Here is an 11,329-nt window from a genome sequence, read left to right on the forward strand (position 1 = left end):
CGAGAGGAGTACGGCCGGTTATCGTCCCAATTTTCGGAGCGTCAGCACTCGAGGACGCACCTCTGACGTTCGCGGGAGCTGCCGAAGCCCGCGCCAGACCGCCTGGTGTGGGGCTTAAAGCTAGGGCTCCCAGCAACCCAAGGCCCAGAACCGCGCCGGCTGTTCGCCTCATCTGATCCTCCTACGTCTTGCCGACCGCGTCGTCGACATATGGCAGCGGAGCGTAGGCGCGACGCTGAGAAAGGCAAGAAAAACCTATGAGTCTCAGCCCGGACCTAGCCTCGCGCGCCCCCGTCCCGCGCCGAGATGCCGGAGGTCATGCGGCAGCTGCTGCTGCCCCGCCCGGCGCCGCTCGGCGATCCGCCCGAAGCGCTCGGCGAGCCGCGGGTAGCGGTCGATGACCGCCGGCTGGCGCGCGAGCTGGTCCAGCCGCTGGTAGGAGCGGGCGGGGCTCGGGCTCACGGTCGTCCTGCTGCATCTTCATTCGTGCCTGGATGACCCAGTCCGGTGCGCGCGCTGGATCGGTTCCGGGTGGTCGCGGCGATCGCGAGCAGCGTGATCAGCACCCCTCCGATACCGGTGATGGTCCATGCGGTCGAAGCGCTGGTACCGAGTCCCTGCTGGACGGTCCCGTCGGCGGCGATGGTCGCGACTGCGCCGAGGACTGCCACGCCGACGGCCTGTCCCACCTGCCGGGCGGTGCTGGAGAGGGCGGAGGCGACGCCGACGCGCGATCGGGGGAGTCCCGCCACGACTACGGTCGTGATGGGCGCGTTGACCATGCCGAACCCGATGCCGAAGCAGAGGTACGCCAGCAGCAGCAGCGGCAGCGGACCGGTCGGGGTGGAGAGGATCAGGAGGCCGGACCCGGCCATGAAGCCGATCCCGGCGGTGACGAGCGGGGTGCGGGGGCCGCGCTGTGCGGTGAGGCGTCCGGCGATGGGGGCGAGGACGATGGTGGCGGCTGCGACCGGGAGCAGGCAGAGCGCGGTCTGCAGCGGCGAGAACCCGCGGACGACCTGGAGCTGCAATCCGGTCAGGAACAGGAACCCGGCCGTCGTGGCGAGCCCGATCACCGAGATGCCGAGTCCGGGGGAGAGTGCGCGGCTGCGGAACAGGCGCAGCTCGAGCAGCGGTGCCGGTGCCCGGCGCTCCCGGAGGATGAACGCAACGCCGACGACGGCGCCGAGACTCGCCGACGTCAGGAGGGGGACTGCCATCCACCCGCGGCTCGCCCCCTCGATGACGCAGAACAGCAGGGTGCCGAGCGCAGCGGTGGCGAGGATCTGGCCGGGGATGTCCATGCGACGGTCCCGGTGGGCGGCGAACGCCGGGATGACGACGGGTGTTGCGGCGATCGCTGCGATGCAGAGCGGCAGGGGCGCGAGGAATACGGCGCGCCACCCGAACGGACCGACCAGCACGCCGCCGAGCAGGGGTCCGAGGGCGAGGCTGGCGCCGTAGACGGAGCTCCACGCGCCGAACGCGCCGGCTCGCCGCTTCGGGTCGGGGTAGGCCTCGGCGACGATCGAGATCGCGACCGGGTTCAGCAACGCCCCGAACGCACCCTGCAGGACTCGACTCGCGATCAGCGTGCCGACGGTCGGTGCGGCGCTGCACAGCACCGACGCGGCGATGAAGCCGAGCAGCCCCACGACGAACACCCGGCGACGACCGAACCGGTCGGCGAGTGCGCCGGAGAGCAGCAGCAGTGATCCGAGCACGAGCTGATAGGCGTCGATGACCCACTGCAGCTCCGTCAGGGACGCGGAGAAGTCCGCCCGGATGGAGGGGAGCGCGAGGTTGACGATCGAGTTGTCGATCCCGATCGTGAGCTGGCTCAGACAGCACACGATCAGCACCAGCCGCGGAGAGGCCGTCCTCCGACGCTGATGCCCGCAGCGTCTCGTCACAGCTCCGCACCCTGCACGGCAGCTGTCGTCCGTGTCGAACAACGATCCGTCATCGGCACCGATCACATATGCGGATCGGTACAGTCGCGGGATGGCGCCCATCCTTGACATCACCCCGTTGCGCAGCTTCGTGGCGATCGGCACGTTCGGCGGATTCCATCGCGCTGCGGCAGCGCTCAACCTGACGCAGAGCGCGGTCAGCCGCCACGTCGCCGTCCTGGAGCGCGCAACCGGCCGCACCCTCATCGATCGGCGTGGACGCCACGTCGCGCTCACCGACGAGGGACGACAGCTGCGCATCGCGGCGGAACGGATCCTCGCCGAGCACGACGCCGCCGCAGACCGGTACACCAGCCCGTCGCCCGAGCAGCTGACGATCGCATCAGCCGATCACGTGGCGGACGAGCTGCTCCCGTCCCTCATCGCGCGGCTCCGCGCGGCGCTGCCGGGCGTGGAGCTGCACCTGAAGACCGGCCGCGGCCCGGACCTCCGCGCCGCGATCGATCGCGGCGACATCGACCTGGCCGTGGCGTTCACCGGTCTGACCTCAGACCGCGAGCACCCGCGCAGGGTCGCCCTGCACTGGATCGGGAGTCCGACTCTCGACTGGGACCGGCAGGGTCCGGTCCCGCTCGTCACGTTCCAGCAGGACAGCGCGCTCCGGGCCGCTGCCTTCAGCCTCCTGGACGAGCAGGGGCTCGAAGGTGCCCTGGTGGGCGAGGCGCCCGACCTCGCCGGCGTGCACGCGCTCGTGCGGGTTGGTGCGGGTGTCGCGCTGCTGCCGCTGCTGTCCGGACCGCCCGTCCACACGGTGATCCGTCGAGAGCTTCCACAGGCGCCCTTCGCCGTGCTCGACCTGCACAGCCGCCCCGGCCTCACCGGCGAGATCGCGGAACGAGCGCAGGAGGCGATCCTCGACGTGCTCGACGACCGCGACTGAACGGACCTGGAGGTGAGCCGAGGGCTCTGGTCCGGCACGATCAGAGCACGCCGACGACCGACATCACCGTGGTCGAGTACCGCACGATCGGATCCGCGTCCCCTTCGACGGGATTGAGCACCATCGCCATCCGCGAGCCGACGACCGGCGGCAGCGGCGTCAGCATCGCCACGACGAACCACCTGCCCGCCGCCATCGGGCTGTTCGTCGTCGGCGGATCGTCCGGGCCACCATGGCGCAGCGCGGTCAGCCGCTCCCCGACGTCGTCGACTTCTCGGTAGTCGAGGGAGTACACCGCGCCGTCCTTCGTCCGCACGGTCAGCACAGGCACGCTCGATCCACGCGTCCAGAGCCCTCCGCTCGTCTGAAGGGTCCACCCACGGACCCGGTCGTCTGCGCCCTGTGATCGGGGCGGGTTTCCGGGCGATGAGCGCCGGACGACGCGCCCGACGACGCGCCGGCTACGCGAGGAGGGCCGGCACCCGGCGGTCGCTGACGGCGTCGCGGATCGAGACGACCATGTCGCGCAGGATCGGTGTCGGTGTCGCGAACACGAGCCGGACGTACTGCTCGAAGCCCTTCCCGCACAGCGCGCCGGCCGTCAACGTGACCCCGGCGTGGCTGCGGAAGTACGGGGCGGGCGCCTCTGGCAGGTCCAGCGCGGTGCAGTCCAGCCAGCCCATGTACGTCGCGTCCGGCAGGGTGAAGCCGATCTCCGGCACCTCCGTCGCGAGCAGGTCGGCGAGCAGCAGGCGGTTCCGGTCGAGGTACCCGCGCACGTCGGCGAGCCACTCGCCGCCGTGCCGGTACGCGGCGGTCGCCGCGATCACGCCGAGCGTCGAGGCCTCGTGCAGCTGGCCGATGCCGTCCGCCTGGTACTCCAGCTCGTGCAGGTCGTTCGTCAGGATCAGCTGCGCCGCCTTCAGGCCGGGGATGTTCCAGCCCTTCGAGGCGCTCGTGGCGGTGACGGTGTGCGAAGCGGTGACGTCGGACAGGCTCGCGTAGGGGATGTGCTGCCCGCTGAAGCGGAGGGGGGCGTGCACCTCGTCGGCGAACACCAGGCCGCCGTGGCGCTCGACGACCGCGGAGAGCCGCTCCAGCTCCTCCCGGTCGAACACGCGACCGGTCGGGTTGTGCGGGTTGCAGAGCACGAGCGTTCCGCCGCCTGCGGCGAACGCCTCATCGAGCCGATCGAGGTCGAGGACCCAGCGGCCGTCCTCCACGGCGCCCGGCACCTGCAGCAGCGGCCGCCCGAGCGTGCTCGGCAGCGTCAGGAACGGCATGTAGGCGGGCGTCGGCACGATCACCGCGGACCCCGGACGCGAGAACCGGCGCACCGCGATCTCGAGCGCCGACAGCACGTCGGTCATCTGGTGGATGCGACGCGGGTCGGGGCGCCAGCCGTACTCCGCGGCGTACCAGTCGCTCGTCGCCTCAGCCGCCTCGCCGGCGATCGACGGCGTCAGGTAGCCGTACACCTGGTCGCGGACCGCCGCAGCGATCGCCTCCTGCACCACGGGTGCGGTACCGAAGTCCATCTCGGCGACCCAGGCACCGATCGAGCCGGGGTTGAGGCTCCACTTCCGGCTCGTCGGCCGGTCGAGCTGCTCGCGTCCGACCCCGTCGAAGTTCAGCGACATGACGCCCCCTCCCGACGCCGCGCTGTGGGGCACGACTGCTCCACGTCATCCAACCGGGTCGCTCCGCGCCGGTCGAGGGACGTGCGTCACGGGCGGTAACGCGACCCGGTCGTTCCGCAGCGGCGTGCCCGTCCGGGGAGCCCCTCCGAATCGCGATCCGAACGCACCTCACGTGCTGCGACCCGATCGTCCGGGCGACTCCACGGCCCTCGCCGTCGAGTAGCGACTCGGTGTCATCGGTGCGATCCTCGCCGGTATGTCGACCTGCCCCCTCCATGCGTGAAGCGGGGGTGCCCGACCTCGTCGTCGAGGCGGTGGCCTCCGCGGTGCCCCGGGTGAGTCGGCCGATCGTGCTGATCGACGGCCGGTCGGGGGCGGGCAAGACCACGCTCGCCGCAGCGCTCGCGACGGTGCTCGGTGCCGAGGTGGTGCACCTCGACGACATCTACCCGGGCTGGGACGGCCTGGAGCAGGCGAGCGAGCACGTGCGGCTGCATCTGCTCGGCTCGAGGACGCCACGATGGCGGCGCTGGGACTGGTCCCGTTCGCAGCCGGGGGCCTGGCAGGCCGTCCCCTCCGGCACTCCGCTGGTGGTGGAGGGCTCCGGAGTCCTGTCGCGCGCGAACCGCGCGCTCGCCACCTTCGCGGTATGGGTCGAGCTCGACGATGCCGAGCGTCGCCGCCGCGCGCTCGAGCGGGACGCCGAGTCGTACGCCCCGCACTGGGACCGGTGGGCGGCGCAGGAGGCGGCCTTCGTCGAGCGGGAGCACCCCGCCGAGCTCGCCGACGTCGTCGTGCGGTCGGCGCCCTGGTCGCTCGCCTGATCCGCTCGTCGGTCGACGGGCGCACCTGGACCAGCCGGGGCGGGTGGGCGTCCGGATCGCGGCCCGACTGCGTCATGCCCAGCGGCGCAGCTGTGCCCGCACCTCCTCGCGACGGGCGGACCCCCGCGTGATCCGATCCGCGAGACGGGGGTAGCGGTCGATGACCGCCTGCTGTCGGGCGAGCTGGTCGAGCCGCTGGTAGTAGCGGGCGGGGCTCATGCCGAGCCGGTGGAGGATGGCGTCGTTCTTGAGGCCGGTGCGGCGAGGGTGGGTGTCCTCGAACTCGAGCAGCCGGATGTCTGCGTGGGTCAACATGTCGCAAGTGTGTTCGACGCCTCCGACACCGGGTCCAGGACCGGTTGCTGACCGGTGGGAACCGGACGGGTGTGACCTGCCGTGACCCGGCGCGGTGCCGGTTCCCATCCGCGCTGGGTACCGTGCACCCGTGCAGATGACCGAGCGGTGTCGACTGGGCTGAGCCGCCCCCTCCCGCGCGCCGTCGCGGGTTCCACCGTCTGAAGGAAGACCCGCCATGCGCATCGCGTCGACCGTGCTCGATCTGATCGGGGACACGCCGCTCGTCCGTCTCAACCACGTCACCGAGGGGCTGACCGCCCAGGTGGTGGCGAAGGTCGAGTACGTGAACCCGGGCGGATCCGTGAAGGATCGCATCGCGATCCGGATCATCGATGCGGCCGAGGCGAGCGGCGATCTGCTGCCCGGAGGCACGATCGTCGAGCCGACGAGCGGCAACACCGGGGTCGGCTTGGCACTCGTGGCGCAGCAGCGCGGCTACCGGTGCGTGTTCGTGGTGCCGGACAAGGTCGGCGAGGACAAGCGCGCGGTCCTGCGGGCCTACGGCGCCGAGGTCGTCGTCGCGCCGACGGCGGTCGCGCCGGAGGATCCTCGCTCGTACTACAGCGTCTCGGACCGCCTCGCGCGAGAGATCCCGGGCGCCTACAAGCCGAACCAGTACGCGAACCCGAACGGGCCGGCGAGCCACTATGCCTCCACCGGTCCCGAGATCTGGGCCGCGACGGACGGATGGCTCACGCACTTCGTGACCGGCGTCGGCACGGGCGGCACGATCAGCGGCACCGGGCGCTACCTGAAAGAGGTGTCGAAGGGGGCGGTGACGGTCGTCGGCGCCGACCCGGAGGGTTCCGTCTACTCCGGCGGCACCGGCCGGCCCTACCTCGTGGAGGGCGTCGGTGAGGACTTCTGGCCGAGCGCCTACGACCCCACCGTCGTCGACGCGGTGCATGCGGTCTCCGACGCGGAGTCGTTCAGGATGACGCTCCGCCTCGCGCGGGAGGAGGGCCTCCTCGTCGGCGGGTCGAGCGGCATGGCGGTCGTCGCGGCGCTCCGCGTCGCCGCGACGCTCGGCCCGGACGACCTCGTCGTGGTGCTGCTGCCCGACGGCGGCCGCGGGTACCTCGGCAAGATCTTCGACGACGAATGGATGCGCTCCTACGGCTTCGCCCCGGCCGAGGCGGGCACGACCGTCGCGGATCTGCTCGTCGCGAAGCGTGCCGGCGTGCCGGACGGCGCCCCCGACCTGCTCGCCGTGCGGCCCGACGATCGCGTCATCGACGCGATCGGGGTGATGCGGCGCTACGGCGTCTCGCAGCTGCTCGTGCTGGGCGCCGAGCAGCCCGTCGTGATGGGGGAGGTGCTGGGCGCGGTGGACGAGCGCGCCCTCGTCGACCACGCGTTCGCGCAGGGGGGCGACCTGCGGGACCCCGTCGGCCCGCTCGCCGGCCCGCGGCCGCCGCTGATCGGCGCCCGCGAGTCGCTCGCCTCCGCACGCGTGGCGCTCGCCGCGAGCGACGCGCTGCTCGTCACGACCGGCGGCAAGCCCGTCGGTGTCCTGACCAGATCCGACCTGCTGACCTTCGTCAGCGAGTGACCCGAGGAGCACCATGACGTCGTACGACGACGGCTTCGCCACCCGAGCGATCCACGCCGGCCAGGCGCCCGACCCGAGCACGGGCTCGATCGTGCCGCCGATCCACCAGACGTCGACCTTCATCCAGGACGGGGTCGGCACCCTGAGGAACGGCTACGAGTACGGCCGCAGCGGCAACCCGACGCGCACCTCGCTCGAGGTGCAGGTCGCGGCGCTCGAGCTCGGCACCCACGCCTCCGCGTTCTCGTCGGGGCTCGCCGCGGAGGATGCGCTGCTGCGGGCGGTGCTCGTGCCCGGCGACCGCGTCGTGCTGGGCGACGACGCCTACGGCGGCACCCACCGGCTGATGTCCCGCCTGCACGTGCCGCTCGGGGTGGTGCTCGACACGGTCGACCTGACGAGCAGCGCGGCGATCGACGCCGCGTTCGCGGCCCCGGTGAAGCTGCTCTGGCTCGAGACGCCGACCAACCCGCTGATGAAGATCGTCGACATCGAGGCGCTCGCCTCGCGCGGTCGCGCCGCCGGTGCGCTCGTCGTCGTCGACAACACGTTCGCGTCACCGGCGCTGCAGCAGCCGCTCACGCTCGGTGCGCACGTGGTCGTGCACTCGGCGACGAAGTACCTCGGGGGGCACTCCGACATCATCGGCGGCGTTGTCGTCACGTCCGACGACGAGATCGCCGAGCAGGTCGCGTTCCTCCAGTTCGCGGCGGGAGCAGTACTCGCGCCGTTCGAGTCGTGGCTGCTCACGCGCGGCATCAAGACGCTGGCCGTGCGGATGCGCCAGCACTCCGCGAACGCCGCGGCGATCGCCGAGCAGCTCGTCGCCCACCCGTCGATCGAGCGCGTGTACTACCCGGGCCTGCAGGACCATCCCGGGCACGAGGTCGCAGCCCGCCAGATGCGCGGCTTCGGCGGCATGGTGTCCGTCGCCGTGCGCGGAGGGAGGGCGGAGGCGCTGCGCCTCGCGGAAGGGACGCGCCTGTTCTCGCTGGCCGAGTCGCTCGGCGGTGTCGAGTCGCTGATCGGCCACCCCGACTCCATGACCCACGCCTCCGTCCGCGGCACCCCGTTGGCCGTCCCCGAGAACGTCGTCCGCTTCTCCGTCGGCATCGAGGAACTGGACGACCTCCAGGCCGACCTCGCCGAAGCGCTCGGCCGGATCTGAGCCCGATCCCACCTGCTCCCCGCTGCCCCGACCCCGTGCGGCCGCCGCGCGGCGATGTCCTCCAACCTCCCTACGCTGGAGGGATGACCGTGGCTGAGGGCGTGCGACCCGAGGTCGACGCTCGGTCCCTGTCCGACGCCGACGTGCTGGCCATTCGCGCGGACTTCCCGATTCTGGCGGACGAGGGCCTCGTCTACCTCGACACCGGGGCCACGAGCCAGAAGCCGCGTGCGGTGCTGGACGCCGAGCGGCAGTACCTGGAGCACGAGAACGCGGCCGTGCACCGCGGCGCCCACCGGCTCGCCGCGGAGGCGACCGAGCGGTTCGAGGACGCCCGCGCCACCGTCGCGGGCTTCATCGGCGCCGACGAGGACGAGGTCTGCTGGACCGGCAACGCGACCGGCGCGCTGAACACGATCGCGTACGCGATCGGCAACGCCTCCGCCGGTCGCGGGGGCCGGGAGGCCGACCGCTTCCGGTTGGGCCCGGGCGACGAGATCGTGACGACCGAGCTCGAGCACCACGCGAACCTGATCCCGTGGCAGGAGCTCGCGGCCCGCACCGGCGCGACGCTGCGCTTCGTGCCGATCGACGACAGCGGCGCGCTCCGGATGGCGGAGGCCGCTCGGATCATCGGGCCGGCGACCCGCATCGTCGCGTTCAGCCACGTGTCGAACGTGCTGGGCGGCGTGCTCCCCGTCGACGAGCTCGTCGCGCTCGCCCGCGACGCGGGCGCGCTCACCGTGCTGGACGCCTGCCAGTCCGTGCCGCACCTGCCGTTCGACGTGCGAGCGCTGGGCGTCGACTTCGCCGCGTTCTCCGGCCACAAGATGCTCGGCCCGACCGGGATCGGCGCGCTCTACGGCCGCCGCGAGCTGCTGAACGCGCTGCCCCCGTTCCTTCACGGCGGGTCGATGATCACGACCGTCACCATGGAGCGCGCCGAGTACCTGCCCGCGCCGCAGCGCTTCGAGGCGGGCACGCAGCCGGTCGCGCAGGCGGTCGGGCTCGCCGCGGCCGTCCGGTACCTGGAGGGGATCGGGATGGCGCGGGTCGCCGCGCACGAGGCCCAGCTCGGCGCCCGGCTCGCGAAGGGCATCGCCGCGATCGACGGCGTCCGCCTCCTCGGCCCGGCGCCCGGGGAGCCGCGGATCGGGCTCGCGAGCTTCGTCGTCGAGGGGGTGCACGCGCACGACGTCGGCCAGTTCCTCGACGACCGCGGCATCGCCGTGCGCGTCGGCCACCACTGCACGCAGCCCCTCCACCGCCGGCTCGGCATCACAGCGTCGACTCGCGCGAGCGCCGGCGTCTACACGACCCGGCAGGAGATCGACCTGCTGCTCGACGGCGTCCGCGACGCGGTCGGCTTCTTCGGGGTGCGGGCGTGACCAGCGCCGGCCTCGGGGGTCTGTACCAGGAGGTCATCCTCGACCTCGCGCGGCGACCGCGCGCGAAGGGGCTGGAGGAGGGCGCGGCATCGTCGTCGCACCAGATCAACCCGACGTGCGGTGACGAGGTCACCCTGCAGCTGCACGTCGCGGACGGGCGGATCGACCGCATCCGCTGGGACGGCGACGGCTGCGCGATCTCGCAGTCGTCCGCGTCGATCCTCGCGGACCTCGCGCCCGGTCTGACCCCGGAGGGCCTCCAGGTCCGGATCGACGCCTTCCGGGTCGCGATGCGGTCGAAGGGCCGCATCGAACCCGACGAGGAGCTGCTCGGCGACGCGGTCGTGCTCGGCGGCGTCTCCCGCTACACCGCCCGGGTCAAGTGCGCGATGCTCGCCTGGGTCGCCGCGGAGGACGCCCTGCTCAAGCTTTCATAAATCCGGGGATCCAAGCGCTTGCGCTGCAGATCCCCGGATTTATGCAATGTGGACCAGCGCCAGGCCGAGGAGCGCGGCGGCGATCGACAGCACCAGCACCCCGAGCCCGTAGAGCAGCGACGCGGCCACGCGGCGCTGCTGCAGGAGGCGGATCGCCTCGACGCTCGCGGTGCTGAAGGTCGTGTAGCCGCCGAGCAGACCGGTGCCGAGCACGAGGACGACCTCGGTCGGCAGGCCGCGCGTGACGAGGCCGGTCAGCAGCCCGAGCAGGAACGACCCCGACACGTTGATGATCGCCGTGCCCCACGGCAGGCGTGCGCCGAACCGGTCGCGGACCACACCGTCGACCACGAACCGCAGGACCGATCCGACACCTCCCGCGATGGACAGCAGGAGGAAGAGCCCGGGCGTCACCGTCGGCTCCCGACCAGGGTCCCGACCCAGGCGGCGAGCGCGCCGAGCAGCACCGAGCCCACCGCGTAGGCGACCCCGAGCCCGGTCGCGCCGACCCGCAGCAGCTCGGCCGCTCCGACCGCGAGGGTGCTGTAGGTCGTGAAGCCGCCGCAGAAGCCGGTGCCGAGCAGCAGCCGGACCGTCCGACGACGCCCGACATCGGCTCCTCGTCGGGTCAGCGCCTCCAGCAGCACCCCGAGCAGGAACGACCCGACGACGTTGATCACGAGGATCGCGACCGGCAGTCCGCCGACATCGGGGATCACGAGGGAGAGCGCCGCGCGAGCGGCCGTGCCGACCGCACCGCCGACGAGCACGACCCCCAGCATCGCGGGCTGGAGGTGGACCGGGCGCGGGTCGATGGCGGACATGCCAGACCCAGTATCCCCGCCCTGGCAGGATCACCGCGTGGCCGCGTTCGATGTCGTGGAGGCGTCGATCGCGGATCTGCGTGCCGCGCTCGAGCAGGGCGCGGCGACGTCCGAGCAGCTGGTGCGCGCGTACCTCGCCCGGCTCGATGCCTACGATCACGGGGGCATCCGGCTGAACGCCGTGCCGGTCCTGAATCCTGAGGCGCTCGCGGAGGCCCGCGCCAGTGACGTCCGCCGGGCCGCGGGCTGCGTGCTGGGGCCGCTCGACGGCATCCCGTACACGGCG

Annotated in this window: 13 protein-coding genes and 1 pseudogene; 7 read left to right on the top strand and 7 right to left on the bottom strand. The window is 72.4% G+C overall.

Annotation, left to right across the window (positions count from 1 at the left end):
* Window positions 1–264: 264 nt before the first annotated feature.
* A complete protein-coding gene (locus ACFE67_RS11125) occupies window positions 265–462 on the bottom strand; it encodes a hypothetical protein (protein WP_375406946.1) in 198 nt (65 codons plus the stop codon).
* The gene (locus ACFE67_RS11130) at window positions 459–1,853 is read right to left on the bottom strand and encodes a DHA2 family efflux MFS transporter permease subunit (RefSeq protein WP_375406947.1); all 1,395 of its coding nucleotides are present in this window, start codon (window positions 1,851–1,853) and stop codon (window positions 459–461) included. Before ACFE67_RS11130 ends, ACFE67_RS11125 begins: the two co-directional genes overlap by 4 nt.
* A 151-nt stretch (window positions 1,854–2,004) precedes the next feature.
* On the opposite strand from ACFE67_RS11130, the gene ACFE67_RS11135 reads away from it, so the two are divergent.
* Window positions 2,005–2,853, top strand: coding sequence for a LysR family transcriptional regulator (locus tag ACFE67_RS11135; protein ID WP_375406948.1), 849 nt, complete (start codon window positions 2,005–2,007; stop codon window positions 2,851–2,853).
* Between the two features lie 40 nt (window positions 2,854–2,893).
* Here the strand turns inward: ACFE67_RS11135 and ACFE67_RS11140 are convergent, their stop codons facing one another.
* Window positions 2,894–3,184: a hypothetical protein gene (locus tag ACFE67_RS11140; protein WP_375406949.1), complete on the bottom strand. Its 291-nt coding sequence runs from the start codon at window positions 3,182–3,184 to the stop codon at window positions 2,894–2,896.
* 130 nt (window positions 3,185–3,314) lie between these two features.
* Window positions 3,315–4,493, bottom strand: a complete 1,179-nt coding sequence (locus tag ACFE67_RS11145; RefSeq protein WP_375406950.1) for a MalY/PatB family protein — start codon at window positions 4,491–4,493, stop codon at window positions 3,315–3,317.
* Between the two features lie 290 nt (window positions 4,494–4,783).
* Between ACFE67_RS11145 and ACFE67_RS11150 the strand changes: the two genes are divergently transcribed.
* Window positions 4,784–5,317: an ATP-binding protein gene (locus tag ACFE67_RS11150; RefSeq protein WP_375406951.1), complete on the top strand. Its 534-nt coding sequence runs from the start codon at window positions 4,784–4,786 to the stop codon at window positions 5,315–5,317.
* Window positions 5,318–5,389: 72 nt separating this feature from the next.
* On the opposite strand, the gene ACFE67_RS11155 is transcribed toward ACFE67_RS11150, so the two are convergent.
* Window positions 5,390–5,632, bottom strand: a complete 243-nt coding sequence (locus tag ACFE67_RS11155) for a DUF3263 domain-containing protein (RefSeq protein ID WP_375406952.1) — start codon at window positions 5,630–5,632, stop codon at window positions 5,390–5,392.
* A gap of 217 nt (window positions 5,633–5,849) precedes the next feature.
* On the opposite strand from ACFE67_RS11155, the gene ACFE67_RS11160 reads away from it, so the two are divergent.
* The 4 genes from ACFE67_RS11160 to sufU all read left to right on the top strand — a co-directional run bounded on the left by ACFE67_RS11160 (window position 5,850) and on the right by sufU (window position 10,219).
* On the top strand, window positions 5,850–7,226 hold the full coding sequence (locus ACFE67_RS11160; RefSeq protein WP_375406953.1) for a cystathionine beta-synthase: 1,377 nt from the start codon (window positions 5,850–5,852) through the stop codon (window positions 7,224–7,226).
* Window positions 7,227–7,239: 13 nt separating this feature from the next.
* The gene (locus ACFE67_RS11165; protein WP_375406954.1) at window positions 7,240–8,394 is read left to right on the top strand and encodes a cystathionine gamma-synthase; all 1,155 of its coding nucleotides are present in this window, start codon (window positions 7,240–7,242) and stop codon (window positions 8,392–8,394) included.
* An 83-nt stretch (window positions 8,395–8,477) separates the two neighbouring features.
* Complete coding sequence (locus ACFE67_RS11170) at window positions 8,478–9,782, top strand: aminotransferase class V-fold PLP-dependent enzyme (RefSeq protein WP_375406955.1); 1,305 nt, start codon at window positions 8,478–8,480, stop codon at window positions 9,780–9,782.
* Window positions 9,779–10,219, top strand: coding sequence for a Fe-S cluster assembly sulfur transfer protein SufU (sufU, locus tag ACFE67_RS11175; protein WP_375406956.1), 441 nt, complete (start codon window positions 9,779–9,781; stop codon window positions 10,217–10,219). Before ACFE67_RS11170 ends, sufU begins: the two co-directional genes overlap by 4 nt.
* 39 nt (window positions 10,220–10,258) lie before the next feature.
* On the opposite strand, the gene crcB is transcribed toward sufU, so the two are convergent.
* Window positions 10,259–10,633, bottom strand: coding sequence for a fluoride efflux transporter CrcB (crcB, locus tag ACFE67_RS11180; RefSeq protein ID WP_375406957.1), 375 nt, complete (start codon window positions 10,631–10,633; stop codon window positions 10,259–10,261).
* A complete protein-coding gene (locus ACFE67_RS11185; RefSeq protein WP_375406958.1) occupies window positions 10,630–11,043 on the bottom strand; it encodes a fluoride efflux transporter FluC in 414 nt (137 codons plus the stop codon). The genes crcB and ACFE67_RS11185 overlap by 4 nt, the downstream gene beginning before the upstream one ends.
* Before the next feature lie 37 nt (window positions 11,044–11,080).
* Between ACFE67_RS11185 and ACFE67_RS11190 the strand changes: the two are divergent.
* A pseudogene (locus tag ACFE67_RS11190) lies at window positions 11,081–11,329 on the top strand (amidase); the annotation flags it as partial.

Origin of the sequence: uncultured Amnibacterium sp., assembly GCF_964244015.1 — a bacterium.
GTDB lineage: Bacteria > Actinomycetota > Actinomycetes > Actinomycetales > Microbacteriaceae > Amnibacterium.